General features: G+C 31.0%; 28 protein-coding genes. 27 read left to right on the top strand and 1 reads right to left on the bottom strand.

The window, feature by feature from the left end:
• Positions 1-68 precede the first annotated feature (68 nt).
• The 9 genes from AGR56_RS04400 (at position 69) to AGR56_RS04375 (ending at position 10535) form a co-directional block, all read left to right on the top strand.
• Positions 69-479, top strand: a complete 411-nt coding sequence (locus AGR56_RS04400) for a sigma factor-like helix-turn-helix DNA-binding protein (protein WP_053241277.1) — start codon at positions 69-71, stop codon at positions 477-479.
• Between the two features lie 532 nt (positions 480-1011).
• Positions 1012-3030: an ATP-dependent DNA helicase gene (locus AGR56_RS04395; protein WP_053241276.1), complete on the top strand. Its 2019-nt coding sequence runs from the start codon at positions 1012-1014 to the stop codon at positions 3028-3030.
• 153 nt (positions 3031-3183) lie between these two features.
• The gene (locus tag AGR56_RS20685; RefSeq protein WP_164880674.1) at positions 3184-3324 is read left to right on the top strand and encodes an SHOCT domain-containing protein; all 141 of its coding nucleotides are present in this window, start codon (positions 3184-3186) and stop codon (positions 3322-3324) included.
• 72 nt (positions 3325-3396) lie between these two features.
• Positions 3397-5160, top strand: a complete 1764-nt coding sequence (locus AGR56_RS04390; RefSeq protein WP_053241275.1) for a recombinase family protein — start codon at positions 3397-3399, stop codon at positions 5158-5160.
• 207 nt (positions 5161-5367) lie between these two features.
• Positions 5368-6267 (top strand): DUF5655 domain-containing protein, encoded by a 900-nt coding sequence (locus tag AGR56_RS04385; RefSeq protein WP_053241274.1) that lies wholly within the window; start codon positions 5368-5370, stop codon positions 6265-6267.
• A gap of 494 nt (positions 6268-6761) precedes the next feature.
• Positions 6762-7670, top strand: coding sequence for a DNA adenine methylase (locus AGR56_RS21365; protein ID WP_347460389.1), 909 nt, complete (start codon positions 6762-6764; stop codon positions 7668-7670).
• On the top strand, positions 7648-8133 hold the full coding sequence (locus tag AGR56_RS20675; RefSeq protein WP_198150100.1) for a DNA adenine methylase: 486 nt from the start codon (positions 7648-7650) through the stop codon (positions 8131-8133). The genes AGR56_RS21365 and AGR56_RS20675 overlap by 23 nt, the downstream gene beginning before the upstream one ends.
• A gap of 175 nt (positions 8134-8308) precedes the next feature.
• Entirely contained in the window at positions 8309-8725 is a 417-nt protein-coding gene (locus tag AGR56_RS20670; RefSeq protein ID WP_084756867.1) for a hypothetical protein, read from the top strand.
• A complete protein-coding gene (locus AGR56_RS04375) occupies positions 8703-10535 on the top strand; it encodes an AlwI family type II restriction endonuclease (protein ID WP_053241273.1) in 1833 nt (610 codons plus the stop codon). Before AGR56_RS20670 ends, AGR56_RS04375 begins: the two co-directional genes overlap by 23 nt.
• A 66-nt stretch (positions 10536-10601) precedes the next feature.
• Here AGR56_RS04375 and AGR56_RS04370 read toward each other — a convergent pair whose 3' ends face one another.
• Positions 10602-10796, bottom strand: a complete 195-nt coding sequence (locus AGR56_RS04370) for a hypothetical protein (protein WP_207642161.1) — start codon at positions 10794-10796, stop codon at positions 10602-10604.
• A 112-nt stretch (positions 10797-10908) separates the two neighbouring features.
• On the opposite strand from AGR56_RS04370, the gene AGR56_RS22575 reads away from it, so the two are divergent.
• From AGR56_RS22575 to AGR56_RS04290, 18 genes are all read left to right on the top strand, one after another.
• Entirely contained in the window at positions 10909-11034 is a 126-nt protein-coding gene (locus tag AGR56_RS22575) for a hypothetical protein (protein ID WP_278279574.1), read from the top strand.
• A gap of 8 nt (positions 11035-11042) precedes the next feature.
• Positions 11043-11183, top strand: a complete 141-nt coding sequence (locus AGR56_RS20035; protein ID WP_157055660.1) for a hypothetical protein — start codon at positions 11043-11045, stop codon at positions 11181-11183.
• Positions 11184-11337: 154 nt separating this feature from the next.
• Positions 11338-11601, top strand: coding sequence for a hypothetical protein (locus tag AGR56_RS04365; RefSeq protein WP_053241271.1), 264 nt, complete (start codon positions 11338-11340; stop codon positions 11599-11601).
• A gap of 133 nt (positions 11602-11734) precedes the next feature.
• Positions 11735-12148 carry a hypothetical protein gene (locus tag AGR56_RS04360; RefSeq protein WP_053241270.1) on the top strand — a complete coding sequence of 138 codons (414 nt, stop codon included), beginning with the start codon at positions 11735-11737 and terminating at the stop codon, positions 12146-12148.
• A 125-nt stretch (positions 12149-12273) separates the two neighbouring features.
• A complete protein-coding gene (locus AGR56_RS04355) occupies positions 12274-12648 on the top strand; it encodes a helix-turn-helix transcriptional regulator (protein ID WP_053241269.1) in 375 nt (124 codons plus the stop codon).
• Entirely contained in the window at positions 12648-13361 is a 714-nt protein-coding gene (locus tag AGR56_RS04350; RefSeq protein ID WP_053241268.1) for an ImmA/IrrE family metallo-endopeptidase, read from the top strand. Before AGR56_RS04355 ends, AGR56_RS04350 begins: the two co-directional genes overlap by 1 nt.
• A gap of 253 nt (positions 13362-13614) precedes the next feature.
• Positions 13615-13824 (top strand): helix-turn-helix transcriptional regulator, encoded by a 210-nt coding sequence (locus AGR56_RS04345; protein WP_053241267.1) that lies wholly within the window; start codon positions 13615-13617, stop codon positions 13822-13824.
• Positions 13825-13842: 18 nt separating this feature from the next.
• Complete coding sequence (locus AGR56_RS21360) at positions 13843-14019, top strand: hypothetical protein (RefSeq protein WP_242851314.1); 177 nt, start codon at positions 13843-13845, stop codon at positions 14017-14019.
• A 166-nt stretch (positions 14020-14185) separates the two neighbouring features.
• On the top strand, positions 14186-15313 hold the full coding sequence (locus AGR56_RS04335; protein WP_053241266.1) for a DUF2800 domain-containing protein: 1128 nt from the start codon (positions 14186-14188) through the stop codon (positions 15311-15313).
• A gap of 13 nt (positions 15314-15326) precedes the next feature.
• On the top strand, positions 15327-15848 hold the full coding sequence (locus AGR56_RS04330) for a DUF2815 family protein (RefSeq protein ID WP_053241265.1): 522 nt from the start codon (positions 15327-15329) through the stop codon (positions 15846-15848).
• Between the two features lie 39 nt (positions 15849-15887).
• Positions 15888-17849: a DNA polymerase gene (locus AGR56_RS04325; RefSeq protein WP_198149937.1), complete on the top strand. Its 1962-nt coding sequence runs from the start codon at positions 15888-15890 to the stop codon at positions 17847-17849.
• Positions 17850-17977: 128 nt separating this feature from the next.
• Positions 17978-20395, top strand: coding sequence for a virulence-associated E family protein (locus AGR56_RS04320; RefSeq protein ID WP_053241264.1), 2418 nt, complete (start codon positions 17978-17980; stop codon positions 20393-20395).
• Positions 20396-20726: 331 nt separating this feature from the next.
• Positions 20727-21005: a VRR-NUC domain-containing protein gene (locus AGR56_RS04315; protein ID WP_053241263.1), complete on the top strand. Its 279-nt coding sequence runs from the start codon at positions 20727-20729 to the stop codon at positions 21003-21005.
• Positions 21002-22351, top strand: a complete 1350-nt coding sequence (locus tag AGR56_RS04310) for a DEAD/DEAH box helicase (RefSeq protein WP_053241262.1) — start codon at positions 21002-21004, stop codon at positions 22349-22351. The genes AGR56_RS04315 and AGR56_RS04310 overlap by 4 nt, the downstream gene beginning before the upstream one ends.
• Before the next feature lie 11 nt (positions 22352-22362).
• The gene (locus tag AGR56_RS04305) at positions 22363-22842 is read left to right on the top strand and encodes a hypothetical protein (protein ID WP_053241261.1); all 480 of its coding nucleotides are present in this window, start codon (positions 22363-22365) and stop codon (positions 22840-22842) included.
• A gap of 89 nt (positions 22843-22931) precedes the next feature.
• Entirely contained in the window at positions 22932-23786 is an 855-nt protein-coding gene (locus tag AGR56_RS04300) for a GIY-YIG nuclease family protein (RefSeq protein ID WP_053241260.1), read from the top strand.
• A 353-nt stretch (positions 23787-24139) separates the two neighbouring features.
• Positions 24140-24442: a hypothetical protein gene (locus AGR56_RS04295; protein ID WP_053241259.1), complete on the top strand. Its 303-nt coding sequence runs from the start codon at positions 24140-24142 to the stop codon at positions 24440-24442.
• A gap of 19 nt (positions 24443-24461) precedes the next feature.
• Positions 24462-24860, top strand: coding sequence for an HNH endonuclease (locus AGR56_RS04290; RefSeq protein WP_053241258.1), 399 nt, complete (start codon positions 24462-24464; stop codon positions 24858-24860).
• Positions 24861-25059: the final 199 nt, after the last annotated feature.

The raw sequence follows: 25059 nt of genomic DNA, 5'->3' as shown, positions 1-25059 counted from the left end.
TAAAAACTCAGGAAGGAGTCGCACATTTTGTGCGGCTCCTTTTTGCGTTCTGAAAGGAGTTATTAAAAATGTCAAAGGAAGAAAATCAAAAATTTAATGAAGAATTTAAAGTTGTTATTGAGGAAGAAAACAAAAAAGAAAAGAACAATGAACGGAAGTATTATAGGCATAACATTTCGCTGGAATACTTACAAAGTTGTGAGGTACCAGTGGAATTTGCAGAAACAGAAAAAGATTCTCAGGTTGAAAAAGAGGTAGACAAGCTTATGAAATTTATTGATTTAATTTCAGACCCAAGGCTTATAAAAGCCCTGAAAAGTTTAAAAGAAGATGATCTTAGAGTGATTGAGCTTAGATATAGATTTGGGCTTTCTATAAATGAAATAGCAGTAAAACTTCAACTAAAGGATGAAGCTGCAAAAAAGAAACATCAAAGAGCAATAAAAAAATTAAAAGTAATTTTAGAAAAAAATAAATAAAATTTTCAAATTTTGTCCCCTTATGTATTTTCTCAAGGCTATATAGTGAAGGCATTTTTTATAAGTGCTTTTATAGTTCTTTGAGAATTTAATACTCCATATATCAAGAAAACTACCTTTGCTGCTGGGACACGGAAAGCAACTTAAGCAGAGCGCCATGACCATTAAATATGCGAGCGATTAACTCTGGCTTTAAATAGTCTGTGGAAAGACTAATTGCGATGATAGGCAAAGGGATAAATAATGATACTTCTGCCTTGAACGCTTATCGGCATTGGGCAGCCCACAAGGAATGATGGGATAACGCTCCTTTGGCTTGAGAACTTATAGCATGGCAGCTTATATGATGCTTATCCAAAAGCAACTTGATATATGTCCGAAGGTGTCAGGGGTGTTGAGAACAAATATGATGCACATTAATTTAGAAGAAATTATTTTTATAAGATAAATAAACTGCTTGACAGCAGAAACTATGCGGTGGAATAAATTCCACCGTATCCTTGTGCTGTCAAGGAGATATGAGGAGAAGAAAATGAAAAAGGAAAGAGAAAATTTCCCATTGGAGCCTAAAGAAATGATTGAATTCATTTTCAAAAGGCTTATGTGCGGAAATGGATTTATAGTAAGAGATAACCAAATTGAACTATCTAAAAAAATATTTGATGGTATAAAAAATAATAATATTTTAATCTGTGAAGCAGGGGTAGGTACTGGTAAGACCTATGCATATTTAGTAGCCTCTATAGTATATTCACTTTATAAAACAGGTGAGAAGAAATCAGTTTCAATAATATCAACATCAAGTATTGAGTTACAGAATGCCATAATTAAGAACTATGTACCAGTTCTATCAAAAATTTTAGTTGATAATAAGATTATAGATAAGCCATTAAGTGCAGTTTTAAGAAAAGGTAAAGAACATTATTTTTGTATATTAAGATTTAAGAGAATAATGAACTATTTGAAAAGCAGTGATAAGGATATTGATAAGGAACTGCTTAATAAATTAATAGGTTTAAAAATAGGAGAAATTTCAATAGATTTAGATGAGTATAAGGGGCTTAAAAATCATATAGTACAAAAGATAAATGTACCTAAAGGTTGTAATTATAGTTGTCCTTTTTATGAAAATTGTAGGTATATAGAACTTATGAAATATGTAAAATCATCAACCCATGATTTTCAAGTTTGTAATCATAACTACTATATAGCCGATGCAATTAAAAGATATAAAGGAAAGACAAGTCTTATGCCAGAGCATTCATTAGCAATAATTGATGAAGCACATAAATTAATGGATGCTGCCATTCAAATTTTTGAAAAAAGATTTTCTTATGAAGATGTACTTATTATTGTTAATGTTTTAAAAAGTAAAATGAAGGGAAATAAAGCATATTTGACAGTGCAAAAAGGCTATTTAGATGATTTATCTCTGGAGGCTAAAAAGTTCTATCAAGGTCTTTTAAATCAGTTAAAAAACATTGAGCTTGAGGAAGATAGTTCACAGATTAGAATTAAACTTGGAGCATATGAAAGAAAAATACTTGGAAATATCATTTTAAAACTTGATAAGATAAGTCTATATTGTAAAGCTGATATTGAAAAAAATAGACAGCTTGAGTTAATGATTGAAAATTTAAGAGAAGTTATAGAAATATTTCATGGGTCGGTTAATATAATTTATTGGCTTGAAAATCCACAAAGTGAAAGATTAATTTCTATTTGCTCTATTCCAACGGATATGGAAAAACAGCTTTATAAGGTTCTATGGAAAAATAGAGTGCCTAAGATACTAACATCAGGTACACTTTCAGATGATAGAGGCTTTAATTATTTTAAAAGCACTTCAGGAATAGATATGAGCTACAGTAATAAGCTAAGTGAAGTTAGTTATTCATCACCCTATGACTATAAAAATAATACCTTACTATATATTAGTGAAAACATACCTTATCCAGATAAGCAAAGTGAGGAATATATTTCAGCCATAGCAGATGAAATTTTAAGACTTATAGATGCATCTTTTGGACATGCAGTAGTTCTATTTACAGCCTATTCACTGTTGTCAAAGGTTTATGAATTAACAAAAACTAAAATAAAATATCCATTATTTAAGATGGATAAAAGTGAGAAGAACATCGTTGATGCTTATAAAAGGAGCAAAAACGGTGTTTTATTTGCAACTGGTTCCTTTTGGGAAGGCGTTGACTGTCCTGGAGATATTTTATCATCACTTATAATTGTGAATTTGCCTTTCCCAACACCTACACCTATTTATGAACATAAAAAAATGCAGTATGAGGAGCTAAAGGAATTTATAAAGCACATTGTGTTTCCAGAAATGCTAATAAAGCTAAAGCAAGGTATGGGAAGGCTTATAAGATGTGAGACGGATACAGGTGTTATTTCAATACTTGATTATAGAGTAAGCTTAAAAGGGAAGTACAGAAAAAGAGTGCTTCAAGCTCTTAATGAATACAGGATAACAGATTCTCTTGATGATGTGAGAAGATTTTTTAAGAAAGTTAAAAGAGAAGAATATTTTTTATAGCAATATAAAGTAGTTACAGGAGTAGCTGCTTTCTCTATATTAAAAATTAACAAACACAAATTGTATTTATAAATAACAGGCAAAGAAGAATTAGTTAGTTTTCAATTTTTTGCCTGTTATTTTGATTAGAAGAAGTAAGGGGGATATTATTATATGGATAATAACATGAAATATAGTGTTCAGCTTGCAATGTTAAGTCAACTATTAAAGTTAAATTTGATATCAAATAAAGAATTTGTAGCAATAAAAAATGAATTAATGAAAAAATATAAGATTAGTATGGTCAGCGCTTGAAAAAACATGATAGGAGTCATATAATAGTAACTAATAAGTTATAGGAATACATGTTTTGAAGGAGCGATTCATATGGCAGATGTTCAGGTGATAAAAGCTAATACAAGCAGAGTCAATAGAAAAAACGCAAAGGTTATTGAAAGATTAAGAGTAGCTGCTTATTGCAGAGTAAGTACGGATTCAGAAGAACAATTAAGTAGTTATAATTCCCAAGTAGAACATTATAGAAATATGGTAGAAAATAAGCTGGATTGGGCACTTGTTGATATATATGCAGATGAAGCGATTAGTGGAACGCAGACAGATAAAAGATTAGATTTTCAAAGAATGATAAATGATGCGGTAGATGGGAAGATTGATTTAATAATAACTAAATCAATATCCAGATTTGCAAGAAACACTTTAGATACATTAAAATATGTAAGACTTCTTAAAGAACATAATGTTGCAATCTTATTTGAAAAGGAAAATATCAATACACTAACAATGAATGGTGAAATGCTGCTGGTTATTTTAAGTTCTTTAGCTCAACAAGAAAGCGAATCTATTTCAGCTAATGTAAAAATGGGATTGAAGATGAAAATGAAAAGAGGAGAAATGGTTGGATTCAATGGTTGTTTAGGGTATGACTACGATCCAATAAATAAAGTAATTACAATAAATGAAGAAGAAGCTAAGACGGTTAGATACATTTTTCAAAGATATGTGGAAGGTGCAGGTTGTTTTGTAATAGCAAAAGAGCTTACTAAATTAAAGTATAAAACAAAAAAAGGAAGTACAAATTGGAATGATGGTTCTGTAAGAGGTATTATTAAAAATGAAAAATACAAAGGCGATTTACTGCTAGGTAAGACTTTTACAGTTGATCCAATATCCCATAGAAGGCTTGATAATATGGGAGAAGAAGAAAAATACTATATTAACTCCCATCACGAAGCAATTATTTCAGAAGAAATGTTTAATGAAGCTCAGAAGATATTAAATAAGAGAAGTTCAGGAAGCAGCAACATGGGAAGAAAAGAAAAATATAGCAGGCAGTTTGCATTTAGCAGTAAAATAGAATGTGGTTTCTGTGGAGGAACTGCTACAAGAAGAAGATGGCATAGTAATACTTCTCATGAAAAGACCATTTGGCATTGTGTAGTATCAACTAAAAAAGGTAAGAAATACTGCCCAGATAGTAAAGGAATAGATGAAAAGATAATAGAAAATGCATTTCTTGAAGCATTTAATATGTTTTGTCTTCAAAATAAAGAAATAGTAGAAGAATTTATGGAAACAGTAGAAAATACAATTAATGCTACTAATTCTATAAAAGAATTAAAAAAGCTTCAAAGAGAAGTTTCTTCTATAGAAAATAAGATTAGAAAATTAGTTGATATGAGAATAGATGAAATGATAGACAAAGATACTTATGAACTTAAATATACAGAACTATCAACTGAGTTAGAAAAACTTAAAGCTCAAAGAGATGAAGCAGAACTTGTAAATGAAGATAATATTGATGTAAAAAAACGAATTGAAAGTTTTAGAAAAGTTTTTGATAGCAATAAGCCTATAAGAGAATTTGATAGAGTAGTTTTTGAAAGTGCAGTTAATAAAATAATATTAGGTGGAACGGATGAAGAAGGAAATAAAGATCCATATATGCTAACATTCATATTTAATTCTGGCATGAGCCATTCATTAAAAGGTAAAGATGTGGTAAAATTTAATGGTGATTCAAAAGATGAAAAAGTGTGTTCCTATACAGAACACGACACACGTGGAGACGGTAGTAAGGCTAGAAAGAAAACACAGTTAGAGACATTGATAAAGTTAAGTTTAGAAAGTTAAAAAAATCTTACATGTTTCCTTGGACGTGGGTAGGAAACAGGAAGAAAATAAGAATTAGGTAATATACTAATTAAAGCTCCTGATGTGTTTATTTACACTCAGGGGCTTTTTTTATATACGAAAAATGGATATAATTTAATGTATCACTATGAATCGGAAATACCTATGTTATAATATTTATGTGAAATATGGTTAGGAGCTGTTAAAATGTCTGATATAAAATTATTTAAAATAAATGGTAAAGTAGAAGAATTACCAGCTAAATGGGCTACACTAGAAAGAGCATTGCAGACATTAATTGAAAAAAACATGTCTGTATTTTTTGGCGTTACATTTCTCAAAAGTGAATATACAACTTCCAATGGTGGGCGTATGGATAGCCTAGGAATAGATGAGAATAATTGTCCTGTAATTTTTGAATATAAAAGAGCTAGCAATGAAAATGTAATAAATCAAGGACTGTTTTATTTAGACTGGCTTTTAGATCATAAGGCTGATTTTCAACTTTTAGTTATGAAAACATTAGGAAAAGAATGTTCAGATAAATTAGATTGGACCATGCCACGTCTCATTTGCATAGCAGGAGATTTTACTAAATACGATGAGTATGCTGTGAAGCAAATAAATAGAAACATAGATCTTATTAGATATAAAAAATTTGGTGATGATTTATTGATGTTTGATTTAATAAATTCTAATGTTGCTACAAGACTTAAGGATATTGATGGAGATAAAGTAACAAAGCCGCAAAGTAATGATAAGAATTTTGATGATCAATTAGAAGCAACAAGTGAAAAAATAAGAGGATTATACTATTCTATTAGGGATTACATATTGGCTCTTGGTGATGATGTTACTGAAAATAAATTAAAATTGTATAGTGTATTCAAGAAGATAAAAAATATTATATGTGTAGAAGTTAAGATGAAAAGTATAGTCTTATATTTAAGATTAGAGCCTAAAGATATTGCTATTGAAGATGGTTTTACAAGAGATGTAACTAAAATTGGACATTGGGGAACTGGGGATTTAGAAATTACAATAAAAGATGTTAGGGATTTTGAAAAAGCTAAGGAATACATTGATAGGGCTTATGAGATGAATTAAATATGTTGGAGCTATATGTATAAATAGAAATTTTAAGTGTATTTAAAAAGATTAAAAAAGTTAAGATTGAGGTGGAATTATTTAATTCTATCTCTTTTTTTAGGTTAAATAAAATTATTAAATGGGAAGTTAGAATAGTAAATTGTGTTGTGTATTTTATAATAAATAATATATAGTGAATAAGTTTTAGGATATTAGTTGGCTTGTGATTAGTGATAGTAGAAACTAAAAAAGTTTATAGTAAAAGACTGAAAACACCTATAAAGAAAGTAGTTGTAAATTGACATTTGGCGTAAGGACGCTTATAATAAGATGAATATTACTATAATTTAAAACATACTACTGATTTACTTTTAGTGGTGTGTTTGGAACAGGGTGAATATCGTGGAGTACATGACAATAAAAGAAGCCTCTGAAAAATGGCAATTATCGATTAGAAGAATTCAAACTTTATGTAATGAAAAAAAATAGAGGGAATAGAAAAGTTTGGAAATATGTGGGCTATTCCAACTGGGGCTGAATACCCAAAAGATAATCGTGTGAAAACAGGAAAATATATAAATTGGAGAAGATCAAATAGTAATGTAGATGAAGGTAAGTCTGTAACCCCAGTTCTAAAATGGGCAGGGGGAAAAACACAAATGTTTAATGAGATAATTCCAAGGGTTCCTAAAAAATATGAAAAATATATCGAACCTTTTATAGGTGGAGGAGCGTTGTTTTTCAAATTAGGGTATTCTAAATCTATTATTGCAGATTCCAATCCGGAACTTATAAATTTATATAAACAGTTAGCAGCAAATTGTGATCAAGTTATAGAAGAACTACAGGTGTACAAAAATACTGAAGAGATGTATTATGAAGTTAGAGCCAAAGATTGGTTAGAGTGCGCTCCAATTGAAGCAGCAGCGAGAATGCTTTATTTGAACAAGACTTGCTTTAATGGATTATATCGCCTGAATAAGAAAGGAAAATTTAATACGCCTTTTGGAAGGTATAAAAATCCAACTATATGTAATCCAGATAAACTTCATGCAGCTGCTGAAGTTCTTAAAAATACTACAATTATATGCGGAGATTATTTGGAAGTTTTAGAAACGTATGCAACTGAAGGGGATTTTATTTTTTTAGATCCACCGTATATGCCAATATCTAATTACTCAGATTTTAAACGATATACAAAAGAGCAATTTTATGAACAAGATCAAGTTAATCTTGCGCAACAAGTACATCGATTATATGAAAAAGGATGTTATGTATTACTAACAAATTCAAACCATCCTTTGATACATGAACTTTATAAAGATTTTAAGATAGACATTATCCAGACCAAACGAAGTATTAATAGCAAGAGTAATGGAAGAACAGGAGAAGATATTATTGTCACAGCATATCCAAACTAATAACAACATGGAATTATCGGAGCAAGTAACAAAATTTCCTTCAACGAGATATATGGGGTCTAAAAGTAAACTAATAGGACAAATATGGAAGAATTCATCTAAATTTGAGTTTGATTCAGTTATAGATCTTTTTTCAGGTTCTGGAATAGTAAGTTATATGTATAAGGCGCAGGGAAAGCGAGTAATTAGTAATGATTATATGACAATGTCTGCAGTAATTACGAAGGCATTAATAGAGAATAATAAAGTGATTCTTCCAATAGAAAAAGCAAAAGAATTGCTAATATCCAATGGTAATGTTAATAACTTTGTTTCAGAAACATTTAAAGGAATTTACTATAGTGATGAAGATAATCAATTTATTGATATTCTAAGGTCAAATATTAAGAAAATAGAAAATGAATACCAAAGAGCAATTGCTATGGAAGCTTTAATACGAGCATGCACAAAAAAAACGTCCTAGAGGAATTTTTACTTATGTAGGAGATCGTTATAATGATGGAAGGAGAGATTTACAAAAAAACGTTCAAAGAGCAGTTTTTGGAAGCTGTTGAAGTTATTAACAATGCAGTCTTTAATAACAAAAAAAGAAATAAATCATACAATATGGATTCGATAGAAATGAAAAAAAGGCGGATTTGGTTTATATTGATCCACCGTATTATACTCCGAAATCTGATAACGAGTATGTACGTCGATATCATTTTGTTGAAGGACTTGCAAGAGATTGGGAAGGGGTAGAAATTCAAGAGAATACACTAACCAAGAAGTTTAAGTCATATCCGACACCATTTTCAACAAAGAATGGTGCTGCAGAGGCATTTGATAGCATTTTTAAAAAGCATAAAAATAGCATACTTATAGTTTCTTACTCATCAAATAGTTTGCCGACTATGGAGGAGATGGTAAATTTATTGAAACGTTATAAAGAAAATGTTAATGTTGTACCTGTAGATTATAAGTATAGTTTTGGAACACGAACTAATACAACACGCAATAACGTAAAAGAATATATTTTTGTGGGGTATAATAATGGGGAAGGAAAACATAAATGAGATAGAACCTGGTGTTTACGAGGTAATTGAAAAAAAGAAAGTTAAATATAAAGAAGGTGAAAAGACAAAAGAAAAAATAGTTAAAGAAGTTAGAATAGTAAAAGAACCAATAGACATATGGTTAATTGGTAATACTGGCATGAGAAATCCATGGCGTATACCTAGTGGGTTTAAAGTATATGTAGAATCTAATTTGGTAGGAAAATTACGGGAACCAAAGGATCAGGTTGCATTTAAAAAATTGTTATTTAATGTAGGAGAAATAGGTGGGGATATAAATAAAGATAAGGATGCAAGTATAACCCGTAAATATAGACTTATGTTTAATAAGTACGGGTTTGCATATCCGGAAGTAACTTTAAAGGATGGTTTTTCTCAAAATGAATTGGGAATTGTAGATGATATAACGCCTATAGGAAAAACATTTTATAATGCAGATACTATTTTAGCACAACAGGAGTGTTTTTTGCGCGGGTTAACGGTGCCAATGGAAAAACTAACTGAAGAACTTACGTATTCACCATTTTTATGGGTGCTTGCAGTAATGTTTAAGTTGGAGGAAAGTACAGGGGATACAAAGCTTAATTTTATTGAATTTGCAACGTGCGTTCAAACAACAAACCCTAGTTATGATATTAATAAAGTTGTAGAGAATATTTTAAATATAAGGCAAAATAGAAAGAAAGCAGATAACAAGAAAAAATACGATCGTGAATTAATTGATTTAGTATGGATTCATTATTTGAAATCGAAAGTGAATTTTAAAGATTATGCTGATATGAATCTACGCTATATTGTGTCTTCAGGAATTGTTAAGAGAGCAGGAAGAGGAATATGTATTGTACCTGAATATCGTACTCTAGCATTTGAACTTAGTAGAAAAGTTACAAGCACAGAGCCATTAAAAGAACGATATAATAAATTGTGTAATGGTGCACCATTGCCAACAGATAATGTTGAAACAGCAAATAGAGTTTTACAAGATTTAATTACAGAATTAAAAACATATAATATTCCATATGTAATTCCTGATGTGCCGCTTAATTCAGCTGCAAACGTAAATATGGTTCGAAATAGTTTAAAAAGGGATATCGATAAATTCAAGGAAGATGAATATTCTAAAAGGCAGCATAAAGATTGGAAAGAAATTTATGAGTATATGAATTTACTAATTGTTAACAATGGAAAGGAAAAAGAATTAAATGAAGATTGTACAATTAAAGTGCCTAAATCCGAGGCGGCAGCATATTTAGAATGGGTTTTATGGAGAGCTTTTTTAGCAATAGATCATATATCTAATAAACCATATGAAGCTAGAGGATTTAGTATAGATCAAGATTATTTACCAGTAGGCACTGCGCCTGGCGGGGGTCCAGATATGATTTTTGAATTTGAAGATTATATCATCGTGGTTGAAGTTACAATGTCGACAAATTCAAGGCAAGAAGCTATGGAAGGTGAACCAGTTCGTAGGCATGTTGCAGATCTTGTTTTACATAAGGACAAGCCTGTGTATGGAATATTCATTGCTAATAAAATTGATTCAAATACAGCAGAAACTTTTAGAATTGGAGTTTGGTATACTCCACAAGATGAGAAAATGGCATTAAAAATTGTACCATTAACATTAGGGCAGTTTTCTTTCTTCTTTAAAGAAATATTTGAAAATGATAAAGCTCACCCTGATAACGTAATAAATCTATTTAATATGTGCTTTGAAGCAAAAGAAGGGCGTGAGGCACCTGAGTGGAAAAATCAAATTGATATTATAGTTTATAATATAAACAATTCACGAATGGATATTCATTAGATTAGTTTATAGTAGGTAAGAAGACAATTACTAACACTTATATTAAAATAGTGGGATAAAAAATATTTAATTTATCATGGTTGAAATATGTAATTGATTTAGTGAATCAGTAATAGCAAGCTCGGTATGCATGCCTATTACACTAGCTATGTGATCATAGGTATATTTTTCAACTGCTAACTTAAAAAAATTATTATCTGGGATAAGAAATTCTGCTGATGCAAAGTAGTTTGCCTGTATCTCAGGTGCAGATGTTTTCAAGGATACACATAGTTTATATTGAAACATACTAATTCCAAGGTATCTTTAATTTTACAACTATATTATCTAAAATAATATAGTGAACGTCTAAGAACATAGTTAAAGATTTTTTATGGATAAAAAACTTAAGGATACTATAAAAATAGCAAAAAGCTTACATAAGAAAGGACTCATATATTTAAAGGACAGTGTAGAACTTGTTGCAGAGCCTAATTATCAGATACTTGCTAGAATCTAAACTTATATATGGATAAAGTGGAAAATGAATTAATTAGAGATGATGAAGATGAACTTGCCTTATTAAACGTTAATGAAAATTATTTAATTGATGATGTTTACACTTTCATTGTTAAAATGAACAAACTAAATGGTTTTCTAAAAAAATAATGCTGTTAAAACTTTAAATTCAAAACAGAGAATAATACTTATAGCTTCTTCATTTGACAATCAAACATTATAAGCCGCAGCTTGGTTTATAGCTAATAATGTAGATATTAGTTGTTTTGAATTAACACCAATTATAAGAACTAAACTTCCAGGAATGGATAAGCTTTTTGAATGGGGAATAATTAAAAGTGGAGACATTGTTGTAATTAAGAACTCTGAGAATTCAGAAGCAACGGTTGTTGATGCTAAGTATGTTGATTTTAATGGTGAAAAAATTACATTCAATAAATGGGGGCAAAAGGTTACTGGATGGTCTACAATCAGAATTTATTCTTGGGCTATGATCAAAGACAGTGATAAGACTTTACATGACATGAGACAGGAGAAAATGTTGTCTTTGGAAAATGAAATAGAATAAGATAAATAGAAAACAAGGGTAGAATTTGTACAATAATATAAATACCCTTGTTTTTTATTGTGTACATAAATTTTTTATAAAATTACTGAATTTTCTAAATGCTATGCATATATAATAAGTGAAGGTGATTTTTATGGAAAAAAAACTTAAGGAAACTATAAAAATAGCGAAAAATTTACACAAGAAAGGATTTATATATTTAAAGGATAATGTAGAACTTGAGGCGGAACCTAATTATCAAATTCTTGCTTTAATTATCGAAAAATTAAATTTATATATGGATAAAAATAAATATGAATTAATTAAATATAAAAAGGATGAATTAATACATGAGCTAGCCTTATTGAATTTTAGTCAAAATGATTTCATTGACAATACAGATATAGAATTTATGGAGAATATTATAAAAGAGTATGCTGATATTGTAGAACCAGTAGTAATTGATGATATTTGTGTTTTTACTATTAAGATGTGCAAATTAAAGAAAATTTATGAAAAGTCTATTTTACAAATCGAAGAAGGAAAATTTAAAAATATTATGTTTTAGAAATATACATTAAAATATAAAAAATTGAATAAATTGTAAAAAACATATTGACAATGGAAACTGTTTCCTATACAATAATGTTATCAGATATGCGAACACGCTAATTTGTTTAGAAGGGGATTGAAATGAATAATATATTAGGTTTCGGAAATTATATTGCAGATAAAAGGAAGGCACTCGGAATAACCTTAAGAGGAATGGCCTCAGAACTAGGAATTGCACCCGCATATCTCAGTGATATTGAAAAAGGCAGAAGATATCCACCAGACATGGAGAAACTCTTACAAATAGCTGAAATTTTAAAATTAACTGAGGATGAAAAACATACAATGTTTGATTTAGCCGGTGAAGGTAAAAATACAATATCGCCTGATCTTCCAGAGTATATTATGTCATCAGAAAAAGTTAGGGTAGCACTTAGGAAAGCTAAGGAAGTTGCAACGGAAGAAGATTGGGATGAATTTGTTAAAAAGCTAAATGATAGGGGGAAAAAGATTTAGTGGATGTAAGTATCCCAAGAAAAAAAGATGGCTTACCATTACTATACAAAAGTGACATAGAAGAAATTGCTGAAATGTATTTGTGGGATTTCAATCCTCAAATATTGAAAGAACCTATGCAGACTCCTATTGATGAATTCTTAGAAAATTATTTGAAGTTAGATATGGATTATAAGGATATAACACAAGATGGAAGTATTCTTGGTTTAACAGCCTTTGATAATGGATTTCTAAATGTATATGATTCTGAAAGCAAGAAAATAAGAAATATATACGTAAAAAAAGGTACTGTAATTATTGATAATTCATTACTTACTGAAAATCAAGAAGGAAGATATAATTTTACCAGTGGTCATGAAGCTGGGCATTGGATATTGCATAGGGAAATGTTTAAAGCAAAGAGAGATCAATTTGGTTTTTGGGATAGTATAAATGGTAAAGAAATGCCATCAATAAAATGTTTTAAAAGGAGCTTTGAAAATTATGCATCAAGGAGAACTTTTAAAACGAATAATGATTGGATGGAGTGGCAGGCTAACTATATGGCATCTTGCTTGCTTATGCCAAAAAAGATGTTTAAAGTGGTAACAAGTGAAATATTTAAAAAGTTTAGAATTAAGGGTGATTATATAATATTAGGACAAGACTTTGAAACTGATGAAATTGCAATTGAAATAGCAAAAAAGTTTCTAGAGTATTTGGAGTTTCAGTAACAGCTGCTTCAATAAGACTCAGTCAATTAAGATTTATAAGAGAAAAAACAGTACAATTGGCAATATACTAATTGTTATTAGTAAATCGCTATTTGCTTTTGTAAAAATTCAATGTCCTACAAATTTTATGAGAAGCAAATAGCTGATTTATTTAAAAATTATACAGGTTGATGTTTCTTATATATTTATTTTTTTGTCATTATGTTAGCAAGTTAGCTGACAAGCTTAACAGATAACTAAGGGAGGGGAGCTTATGAATTTAAATTCTGATAAATTGAAAGAACTAATGGAGATAAATGGCTTATCACAGAATAAACTAGCAGTTAAAGCCAATGTATCTAAAGGAACTATAAGCAGGGTTCTTAGTGGAAAGAGAGGTGTTGGACGTAAGGTGGCAAGCGGCTTATTAAGAATATTTCCAAATGAAACAATAGATACTTTGTTTGAAACAAATAAAAATTAAAAGGAAGAAGTGTTATAAATGGATATTAATATTACAGTTAGAGTTGATTCACCAGATATTATGAATTCTTTATTAGCTTTAGCAGATGCGATGCTACAAGTGAGAACAGGAGCAGAAATAAAAGAGGAGCATGAGATAAAGCCTAAAGAAGTACAAGCACCAAAAGAAAAAAGTTCAAAAAGAAGAAAAACCTAAAACAGTAACTTTAGAAGAAGTAAGAGGAGTACTTGCAAAGCTTTCACAAAATGGCAAGCAGCAGGAAGTGAAAGCACTCATAAAAAAAATTTGGAGGTAAAAAACTAACAGATATTTCACAAGAAAAATACAGTGAACTCTTAAAAGAAGCTGAGGTGATTTAGAAATGGCTGAACATGCACTTTTATCAGCGTCAAATTCTCATAGATGGCTTGTATGTACTCCATCGGCTCTTTTAGAAGAAAATTTTAAAAATGAAAGCAGTGCTTTTGCAGAAGAAGGTACTGCTGCACACGAGCTAGCTGAATATAAGCTGAAAAAATATCTTGGAATAAAGATTAAAAAGCCAAAAAGTGAATTTGATTTAAAGGAACTAGAGTATTATACAGACATTTATTTTGAATATGGTTGTGGACTTATATCAGAGGCAAAAATCAGATCAAAAGATCCAATTATTCTTGTGGAGCAAAAACTTGATTTTAGTTCTTGTGTGCCAGAAGGCTTTGGCACAGGAGACCTTGTTATTGTAGCCGATGGAATACTTGATATAGTGGATTTAAAGTATGGAAAAGGTGTTGAAGTATCTGCAGTTAATAATCCTCAAATGATGTTATATGCTATAGGAGCTTTAAATTTATTTGACAGTCTTTATGATATTGAAAATATAAGAATGACAATAGTGCAGCCAAGACTTGATAACATATCAACTTTTGAAATTACAGTGGATGAACTGAAGAAGTGGGCAGATGATACGGTGAAACCAAAAGCAGCCTTGGCTATAAAAGGTGAGGGAGAATTTTGTGCAGGTGAGCATTGTAGATTCTGCAGAGCTAGATTTAACTGCAGGGCAAGGTCAGATGAAAACATGAAAATGGCACAATATGATTTTAAAAAAGCTCCTCTTTTAAGTGAAGATGAGATAAGTGAAATACTATCTAGAATAGATGAATTTCAAAAATGGGCGTCTGATATACAGGCATATGCCTTAGATAAAGCTATAAATGAAAATAAGAAATGGGAAGGCTTTAAATTAGTAGAGGGCAGAAGTATTAGAAAATACAGTGATGAAGAAGCTACTGCTAAGACTTTAATAGAGGCAGGATACACAGAAGATGTTATATATTCTAAATCCTTATTAGGTATTACAGCTATGGAAAAAGCTATAGGTAAAAAGAAATTTAAAGATTTGATAGGTAGCTTAGTTATGAAGCCTAAAGGGAAACTGACATTAGTAGTTGAAAGTGACAAAAGACCAGAAATTAATAATACTGCAGAAGCAGATTTTAAAAATTAGGGAGGAATTATTCATGAAAATTGTTACAGGAAAAGTAAGATTTAGTTATGCAAATGTGTGGGAGCCTAAAAGTATTAATGGAAGTGATCCAAAGTATTCAGTAAGTTTGATAATACCTAAATCTGATAAGGATACACTTAAAAAAGTAAAAGAAGCTATTGAAGAAGCTAAAAAAGAAGGAACAGCAAAACTTGGAGGAAAAATACCAGCTAATTTAAAAACACCACTTAGAGATGGAGATGTTGATAGAGCAGATGATGAATCCTATGCTGATAGCTATTTTATAAATGCAAATAGTAATACAAAGCCTGGAATAGTAGACAAAAATGTACAAACTATACTAGATCAAAGTGAGTTTTACAGCGGTTGCTATGGAAGAGCCAGCATTACATTTTATGCTTACAATGCTAATGGAAATAAAGGTATAGCCTGTGGACTTCAAAACCTTCAAAAATTAGAAGATGGAGATCCACTTGGTGGACATAGTAGAGCTGAAGATGACTTTGATGCAGTAGAAGATAACTTTTTAGATTAATTTTTTAGGGGGAGAGAAATCTCCCTTAATTTATAGGGGATGATTATTTTGCTGGCCATTGATATAGAAACCTATTCGAGTGTTGATATTACAAAATGTGGAGTTTATGCATACACAGAGGCAGAAGATTTTGAAATATTATTATTTGCTTATGCCTATGATGATGAACCTGTTCAAATAATAGATTTAGCTTGTGATGAAAAGTTACCACAAAATATAGAATATGATTTAACAAATCCTAAGCTTATAAAAACAGCTTTTAATGCTAACTTTGAAAGAACATGTCTAGCAAAATATCTAAATAAACCTATGCAGCCTGAAGAGTGGAGATGTAGTGCTGTTCATTCACTTGAATTAGGTCTTAAAGCAAGTCTTGAAGGAGTTGCTAAATGCATGAATTTAGAGCAACAAAAAATGAATGAAGGAAAGGCTCTTATCAGATATTTTTCTATGCCATGCAAACCTACTAAAGCTAATTGTGGAAGAACTCGCAATTTACCGGAGCAGGATATAGGAAAATGGGAGATATTTAAAACTTATTGTAAACAGGATGTAGAAGTTGAAAGAGCTATAAGAAAAAAGTTAGAGAGGTATCCAGTAACAGAAAAGGAATGGCAGCTTTGGGCTTTGGACCAAAAAATAAATGATGCAGGAGTAAAAATAGATAAAGCCTTAGTTCATAATGCTATAAAGTCTGACAAAGCCTATCAAAATAAAAAAATGAAAGAAGCTGTAACTTTAACAGGACTTGAAAATCCTAATAGTAGTGCGCAGTTAAAAGGTTGGCTTGAAACTAACGGAATAAAAGTCAAAAGTTTATCAAAAGAAAAAGTAAAGGAATTATTAGAAGAAGTAGAAGATGATAAGGTTAAAAGAGCACTTGAGCTTAGGCAAGAATTATCTAAAACCTCTGTTAAAAAATATGAAGCTATGGCAAGAGCTAAGTGCAGGGATGAAAGAGTACGGGGACTTATGAAATTTTATGGAGCAAATCGGACTGGCCGCTGGTCAGGAAAATTAGTTCAGACTCAAAACTTACCAAGAAACAGTATGGATAATTTAGAAGATGCTCGCGTACTTCTTAAATCAGGAAATTATGAAATGCTGGAAGTTCTATTTAACAGCGTACCAGAGGTTTTATCTGAACTTATAAGAACCGCTTTTATTCCATCGGCTAATTCAAGATTTATAGTATCAGACTTTAGTGCCATTGAAGCTAGAGTCATAGCATGGCTTGCAGGAGAAAAGTGGGTTATAGATACTTTTAAAAGCAGTGGAAAGATTTATGAAATGACAGCAAGTAGAATGTTTGGAGTGCCTATTGAAAAGATATCGAAGGGAAATCCTGAATATGCACTCAGGCAAAAAGGTAAAGTTGCAACTCTTGCCTGCGGTTATCAAGGAAGTTCTGGTGCACTTATAGCTATGGGTGCTGTAAAGATGGGATTAAAGGAAGAAGAACTTCCAAGTATAGTAGCAGCTTGGAGAAAATCAAATTCTAATATAGTGAGATTGTGGAAGAAAATTGAGAGTGCAGCAATAAAATCAGTAGAAGAAAATAAAGTAGTAAAAATGCAATATGGACTTGAGTTTTCATGTAATGGAGGATTTTTATTTATTAAGCTGCCTTCTGGAAGAAGTCTTGCTTATGTAAGACCTAGAATTGAGGAAGATATTAGATTTAACAAACCCGAACTAACTTATGAAGGAATAGAACAGGGAACTAAGGTATGGGGCAGACTCAGCACTTATGGAGGAAAACTTACGGAAAATATAGTTCAAGCAATTGCAAGAGATTGTTTAGCTGAGGCTATGCTTAGACTAGATAAAGCAGGATATAAAATAGTATTTCATGTTCATGATGAAGTTATATTAGATGTGCCTAAAGGGTTTGGTTCTTTAGAAGAGGTAAATGAAATTATGGGAGAATCCATTGAATGGGCAAAGGGACTTCCATTAAAAGCAGCAGGTTTTGAAACGGATTACTATAAGAAAGATTAAAGATATATACCTTGAAACTTAAAATTTATTTGTAACAAAATGCTATTTTGTCAGCATTTTGGTGCACATAAATTTTTTAGTTGAAGCGATATATCTAGGTTAGACATTAATTTTGGAGGTGAATATGATTGAAACACGATGGAATTATTAAAATTGCTGTAGGCAGAAATCGCAAAGAATTGAATTGGAAAAATAAAGAGATGAAGTGGTCAGAGTTTTTAGATAGAGTAAGTAAAACTACAAGAACACCTGAAAACTATGAGGAATATAAAAAATTATCTAAAAATGAACAAGATGACATAAAAGATGTTGGAGGCTTTGTTGGTGGAGCTTTAAAAGATGGCAGAAGAAAAAGTGCTGCAGTTTTAAGTAGAAGTATTCTCACTTTAGATGCTGATTATGGGCAAAATGGACTGTGGGATACAATAGAAATGTTATTTGATTTTGGCTGCTGCATATATACAACTCATAAACACAGTAAGGATAAACCAAGGTTTAGATTAGTTATTCCATTAAGCAGAACTGTGACTCCTGAAGAATATGGAGCGGTATCTAGAAGAATTGCAGCTGATATAGGAATAGATTACTTTGATGATACAACTTATGAACCTTCAAGACTTATGTACTGGCCTTCTACGTCACAAAATGGAGAATTTATTTTTAAATATCAAGATGAAGAATGGCTAAATCCAGATGATATTTTAAGTAGATATGAAAATTGGCAGGATACAAGTTTTTGGCCTGAGTCTTCAAGAAGTATAAAAATTAGAGAAAAGTCAGCAGATAAACAGGGAAATCCAAGAGAAAAGGGTGGCATTGTAGGTGCATTTTGTAGGACTTATTCTGTAGTGGATGCTATTGAAAAGTTTTTAAGTGATACTTATGTACCTTGTGCTGATGAAAACAGGTACACATATGTTAAAGGTTCAACATCAGGAGGCCTTGTTATTTATGAAAACGGTGATTTTGCTTATTCTCATCATGGAACAGATCCAGCATCAGGAAAGCTTTGTAATGCATTTGATTTAGTAAGGCTTCATAAATTTGGAGAATTGGATGAAGATGTTAAGGGAGGAACACCAGTGGTAAAGTTACCTTCTTATCAAGCTATGATGGATTTTAGCAGAAAAGACGAGGAAGTAAAACAGACTATTGGACAAGAAAAGTTAAGTACAGCAAAAGAAGATTTTATAGAAATTGATGATTCAGAAGTTACTGATACGGAATGGCTGAAGCTTCTTGAAGTTGATAAAAGAGGCTTTTATAAGCCTACAATAGGCAATATAGTTTTGATTCTTGAAAATGATCCATATTTAAAAGAAAAAATAGCTCTAAATGAGTTTTCACATAGAACAATTATAAGAGGAAATCTTCCATGGCACAGATTAAAAAATACAGCCGAAGGTGATCCTTGGAAAGATAGCGATGATGCTGCCTTAAGATATTATATTGAAAAAGTATACGGAATAACTTCACCTACAAAAATAAGCGATGCCTTATTAATTGTAGAGGAAAAAAATAAATATCATCCAATTAGAGATTATCTTGAAGAAATTAAATGGGATGGTCAAAAAAGAGTTGAAACTTTATTCATTGATTATCTTGGTGCAGAAGATACTTCTTATACAAGAACAGTAACAAGAAAAGCTATAGTTGCAGCAGTTGCTCGTGTATTTGTACCTGGAATAAAGTTTGATTATATGCTTGTTTTAGTTGGCAAACAGGGAATAGGGAAAAGTCATATTATAAGTTTACTAGGGCAAAATTGGTATTCAGATTCTTTAAATACAGTGCAGGGTAAAGAAGCCTATGAACAACTTCAAGATGCCTGGATTATTGAAATGGCAGAACTTTCTGCAACTAAAAAAGCAGAAACTGAAGCAGTAAAACATTTTATATCTAAAAGAGAGGATATTTACAGAGTTGCTTATGGTAAGCGTGTAACCAAGTTCCCAAGGCAGTGCGTATTCTTTGGAACTACCAATGATAATGATTTCTTAAGAGATAAAACAGGAAATAGACGTTATTGGCCTGTAGTTGTAGCAATAAATAAAAGTAATAAAAATTTATGGAAAGAACTGAGTCAAGATGAAATAGATCAAATATGGGCGGAAACTTTGACACTTTGGAGAAATGGAGAAGGTTTATTCCTTTCGCCTGATATAGAAAAAGAAGCTGTTAAAGTTCAAGAACAGCATACAGAGGAAAGTTCCAAGGAAGGATTAATTAGAGAATACCTTGATAGGTTGTTACCTAAAGATTGGGGCAAACTTGATATAGGAGCTCGAAGGCTATTTATCCATGGTACTGATTTTGGTGAAGCTAAAGAAGGTACTGTTCAAAGGGACAAAGTATGTGCAATGGAAATATGGGTAGAGCTTTTTCAAGCAGATCCAAAACAACTGTCACCTATTCAAGCAAGAGAGATTAATGACATTTTGAGAAAAATTGAAGGGTGGAAGGAATATTCTAAGGGAACTGGAAGACTTAAATTTGGGAGAAACTACGGACTCCAAAGAGCATTTATAAGGGAAACGTATCCTTAAGGAAAATAGGGTATCTGTAAGTGTCAATTAATATAATTTTTAATTGAGTATCCATGTATCCCTTAAAATATTATTTTTCTATAATCATTAAATTTATAGAATTAAAGGTATCCTTAATATCCATAAAAACTTGGTATAGATACGTTTAAGGATACCGTTTGAAATTAGTAAACATAAGGGCTTAGCTCACTTCGTATCTTATATATCCCTATTATTATATAGATGTATATAAAATATAGAAATACCTATATACACATAATCTATATATACGCCCGCGTAAGGAAAATGGTCTGTTAAGGATACTATGGATACATTTGAAAGAAGGCAAGAGATGTTAGAAAGTGAAATTGAGAGTAGATTAAAACTTGAAGTTGAAAAGCGTGGAGGACTGGCACTAAAGTTTGTATCACCGGGTATGGCAGGTGTACCAGATAGAGTTGTTTTAATGCCAAATGGAAAAGTGGTCTTTGTAGAGCTTAAGGCACCAAAAAAGAAAATGAGACCGCTGCAGCTTAAAAGAAAAAAGCAGTTCGAAACGTTAGGTTTTAAAGTTTATTTAATAGATTCAATACAAGGAATTAAGGATTTTATGGAGGATATGATAGTGTGATTTATAAACCACACAGTTATCAGGAATATGCTACGAAGTGGATTTTAGATAAAGAAAAAGTTGGACTCTTGATGGACATGGGGCTTGGAAAAACTGTAGTAACACTTACAGCGATAGGTGAACTTATGTATGATTATTTTGATGTTATAAGGGTTTTGGTCATAGCTCCACTTAGAGTAGCAGAAGATACCTGGAGTAGTGAAAGTGAAAAATGGGATCACCTAGGGTATTTAAAAATATCAAAGGTGCTAGGATCAGAAAAAGGACGAATATCAGCATTAAATCATAGGGCAGATATTTATGTTATAAATAGAGAAAATGTGGTGTGGCTTGTAAAGTATTATGGCAAGGACTGGCCTTTTGATATGGTTGTTATAGATGAACTTTCAAGTTTTAAATCTTCAAAATCTCAAAGGTTTAGGGCGTTAAAAAAAGTTAGACCTAAAAGAATTGTAGGACTTACAGGAACACCAGCACCAAATGGACTTATGGATTTATGGTCAGAAATTTATCTTCTAGATGGTGGAGAAAGACTTGGAAAAACAATAACGGGATATAGAGAAAGATATTTTTTACCAGATAAGAGAAATCAAAATGTAATTTTTAGCTATAAGCCTAAAGAAGGTGCAAAAGAAAACATTTATGAAAAATTAAAAGATATATGTGTGAGCATTAAATCAGAGGATTATTTAAAACTTCCTGAGAGAATAAATAACATAATAAAAATTAATTTATCAAAGACAGCTATGGATAAGTACAGGCAATTAGAAAAAGATTTACTTCTTCCGCTTAAGGATTCGGATATAGTTGCAAATAATGCAGCTGTACTTACAAATAAATTACTTCAAATGGCAAATGGAGCTGTCTATGATGAAAATGGTGATGCCTTAGAAATTCATGATGAAAAACTTAAAGCGCTAGAAGACATTATTGAAGTTGCAAACGGAAAACCAGTACTTATATTTTATTCTTATAAACATGATAGAGATAGGCTTCAGAAGTATTTTAAAGCAAAAGAATTAAAAACATCAGATGATATTAAAGCCTGGAATAGAGGAGAAATTCCTATAATGCTAGTTCATCCAGCATCAGCAGGACATGGACTTAATCTTCAGGCAGGAGGAAACATAATAGTTTGGTTTGGACTTACGTGGAGCTTGGAATTATATCAGCAAGCTAATGCAAGGTTATATAGGCAAGGTCAAAAGGAAAATGTTATTATACATCATCTTGTAGCAAAAGGAACTATGGATGAAGATGTAATGAAAGCACTTCAAAATAAGGAAGTAGGACAGGAAGCACTACTTCAGGCGGTAAAAGCAAGACTTAGTAAAATTAATGATTAGGGGATGAGAGTGTGGAAACTAGAGAATATGTGGAGTATCTTTTGAAAAATTACAGGGAGATATTGAAAGATATAGAACAACTTAAATTTGAATATAAAGTTTATAAAGATATTGAAGAAAATGAAGTTATAGAATCACTTAATTTTTCTTCAGTAAGTGATGAAAAAATTCAAAGTAACAGTGTTTCTGATAAAACCTGTAAAATAGCTTTGATTTATAAAGAAGCTGCAAAACGCATGAATAAAGAAAGCAGAGAAGAAATTTATAAAATGATAAAAGTTTCTGAACTTGAAATATCAAGATTGAATTATTGCATAGATAGGCTTGAACCTAATATAAGGGAAGTAGTAAAGGAGATGTTTTTTGAAGGACTCCAATGGAAAGACATTTCAAGAAAAAATTCAGTCAGTGAAAAAACTTTGAATAATTACAGAAAAAAAGGAATTGACGAAATTGTATCCATGTTTGATTTGAGAAGACTGGCAATTTAGTTTGCTGGTCTTTTGTAAATTGTGGTATGATATTAAATAAATATAGATTATTCTTAAATAATAGTATTATGAATTAAAAGAGGGAACCTATGGATTTAATAGAAATACTTCAATTAAGAAAGTTTGATCTTAGTAAAAAGATAAAATTGGTTAGACATACAACTGAAAATGGATATGATGTTAATTTAATTTATAAAGCTGGGCAACTAAGGGATTATCAGGCAGTTCAATCAAAAGATTTTTTTAAAGACTGCGAATATATTATTTCTTTTATTGCTACAGAAAGTACAAAAGCAATATTTGTTGGTGCTTATGAAATTGTTAATAAAACGACAGTAAAGCAAAGAAGAAAAATCAAAAAATTGCCTGATATTCAAGGAATACCAGATTTTTATAAAGGTGATCAATTTTATTATGAACAGATAGAAGTAACAATTCTTGCAGATTTGAAAGATAGACTTGTTATTGAATGGGGGAAAGGTGCAAGAAACTGGTGTCAAAATCTAAGTAATAAGGAAGTTGTTGAAATATTGCCTAAAGGATATTATAATAATTTTCCTGGATTTGATAAAGTAATTATTAATTATGATGAGTTAAAAAAAATTATTGATTATTCTGATGCTAATAGAGAGTGGCATAAAATGTTATCTTCTGTAGCAGGTGTATATTTGATTGTAGATATGGAAACTGGTATGCAGTATGTTGGTTCTGCTTATGGTAAAGAAGGCATTTTAGGAAGGTGGAAACAATATTCTAAAAATGGTCATGGTGGGAATAAGTTATTGATAGACATTTTAGAAAAAGCCCCACTTCGATATAAAAAGTTTCAGTACTCTATTTTGAGAACTCTACCGAGAACACTTACCAGCAATGAGGTTATTGAGATCGAATCAATTTATAAACGAAAACTTGGCAGCAAAGCATTTGGTTTAAATCTTAATTAAATTTATGATTATAAATGTTACTGCATTGTTCTCAAAATTATAAAAAGGTAAGTGACTGGTTAGTAAGTGGTCATAAAAAATACGATAAGTGTCCATTGTAAATCCAGTAAAAACGATGCTATAATGTAAAATGTAAAGAAGTATGAATAAATAAAAAAACAGCTCTGGAGCATAATGCTTTGGGGCTTTTCTTATGCAAAAAAATCAAGGTTTTAAAATACATTCATAAGTTTTAAGTCATTGGAGGAAGATATGAAAAAAAAAATGCAGAAAATGTGTATGGCATGACAAGATAAGTAAGGAACATATATTTTGCATATTTCCAAGATGCATTAATAATGGAGATGAGGAAAATGATAAAGCTTCAGGAAATTTACAAATTGTGTAATGGTCTTGAGGTAAAAGACAGAAGAACTGGTATAAAGGAATTAATATATAAAGGATGTAGCAAAAGTACTGCATCAATTTATTATAATATTTGGAGAAGACATTACCTAGAATCAACTAAAAATGATTTGCAGTTATCAGGAATTTTTATAAGGCAAGGGAAAAAAAGAAAGCGGCTTGAAGAATGTTCATATAAAGAAAGACAAAAGTATTTACAAGCACTTAGCAAAGAACAGTTAATTAAAATAGTACAAGTCGTATTTAAATGAATAAGTAGAGGTGAGTTTTGTGCCATTTAAACATCAAAGACCTTGCAGTTATCCAGGATGTCCTGAACTTACAAGTGAAAGGTACTGCAGCAAACATCAAAAAGAAATAGAAAGTAAGTATAACAAGACAAGCAGACCTTTTAAGAAACTCTACAACAACAGGTGGTATAAATTAAGAAAGCAGTTTCTTTTGAAGCATCCTCTTTGTGAAGAATGTAAAAGAGAAGGAGTAGTTACTGCTGCAGAAGTGGTTGATCATATTATACCTCACAAAGGTAATGAAGAACTCTTTTGGGATGAAAGCAATTGGCAATCGTTATGTAAACATCACCATGATGTAAAGACTGCAAAGGAAGACGGAAGGTTTGGAAACAAAAATGAAGTTTATTCTTATCCTTGGAATAATGTAGAAAATTAAAGATGGGGGGATACATTTCCTCTAGACTTAAACGAAAAGGGCCGGGTGGTCCCCTTCGTGTGAAAAAACGCAAAATTCCAGAGGGGGGTATAAGTCAAATTTTGAGATGAAGAACATAGAAGTTCAAACAGTTTAAGAAGATTTATGCCTTAAAAAAGTTTAGTAAAAACTTGTACTTTTTAGGGCATTTTTTATTGTT

The sequence above is a fragment of the Clostridium sp. DMHC 10 genome (assembly GCF_001270375.1).
GTDB lineage: Bacteria > Bacillota > Clostridia > Clostridiales > Clostridiaceae > Clostridium_S > Clostridium_S guangxiense.
The sequence above is the reverse complement of the archived record's forward strand: the minus strand, read 5'-3'. Positions and strand labels throughout refer to the sequence as shown.

Coding starts and splice junctions, on each gene's coding strand:
- AGR56_RS04400 (WP_053241277.1), top strand. CDS start 69: ATGTCAAAGGAAGAAAATCAAAAATTTAATGAAGAATTTAAAGTTGTT.
- AGR56_RS04395 (WP_053241276.1), top strand. CDS start 1,012: ATGAAAAAGGAAAGAGAAAATTTCCCATTGGAGCCTAAAGAAATGATT.
- AGR56_RS20685 (WP_164880674.1), top strand. CDS start 3,184: ATGGATAATAACATGAAATATAGTGTTCAGCTTGCAATGTTAAGTCAA.
- AGR56_RS04390 (WP_053241275.1), top strand. CDS start 3,397: ATGGCAGATGTTCAGGTGATAAAAGCTAATACAAGCAGAGTCAATAGA.
- AGR56_RS04385 (WP_053241274.1), top strand. CDS start 5,368: ATGTCTGATATAAAATTATTTAAAATAAATGGTAAAGTAGAAGAATTA.
- AGR56_RS21365 (WP_347460389.1), top strand. CDS start 6,762: ATGTGGGCTATTCCAACTGGGGCTGAATACCCAAAAGATAATCGTGTG.
- AGR56_RS04375 (WP_053241273.1), top strand. CDS start 8,703: ATGGGGAAGGAAAACATAAATGAGATAGAACCTGGTGTTTACGAGGTA.
- AGR56_RS22575 (WP_278279574.1), top strand. CDS start 10,909: ATGGATAAAAAACTTAAGGATACTATAAAAATAGCAAAAAGCTTACAT.
- AGR56_RS20035 (WP_157055660.1), top strand. CDS start 11,043: ATGGATAAAGTGGAAAATGAATTAATTAGAGATGATGAAGATGAACTT.
- AGR56_RS04365 (WP_053241271.1), top strand. CDS start 11,338: ATGGATAAGCTTTTTGAATGGGGAATAATTAAAAGTGGAGACATTGTT.
- AGR56_RS04360 (WP_053241270.1), top strand. CDS start 11,735: ATGGAAAAAAAACTTAAGGAAACTATAAAAATAGCGAAAAATTTACAC.
- AGR56_RS04355 (WP_053241269.1), top strand. CDS start 12,274: ATGAATAATATATTAGGTTTCGGAAATTATATTGCAGATAAAAGGAAG.
- AGR56_RS04345 (WP_053241267.1), top strand. CDS start 13,615: ATGAATTTAAATTCTGATAAATTGAAAGAACTAATGGAGATAAATGGC.
- AGR56_RS21360 (WP_242851314.1), top strand. CDS start 13,843: ATGGATATTAATATTACAGTTAGAGTTGATTCACCAGATATTATGAAT.
- AGR56_RS04335 (WP_053241266.1), top strand. CDS start 14,186: ATGGCTGAACATGCACTTTTATCAGCGTCAAATTCTCATAGATGGCTT.
- AGR56_RS04330 (WP_053241265.1), top strand. CDS start 15,327: ATGAAAATTGTTACAGGAAAAGTAAGATTTAGTTATGCAAATGTGTGG.
- AGR56_RS04325 (WP_198149937.1), top strand. CDS start 15,888: ATGATTATTTTGCTGGCCATTGATATAGAAACCTATTCGAGTGTTGAT.
- AGR56_RS04315 (WP_053241263.1), top strand. CDS start 20,727: ATGTTAGAAAGTGAAATTGAGAGTAGATTAAAACTTGAAGTTGAAAAG.
- AGR56_RS04300 (WP_053241260.1), top strand. CDS start 22,932: ATGGATTTAATAGAAATACTTCAATTAAGAAAGTTTGATCTTAGTAAA.
- AGR56_RS04295 (WP_053241259.1), top strand. CDS start 24,140: ATGATAAAGCTTCAGGAAATTTACAAATTGTGTAATGGTCTTGAGGTA.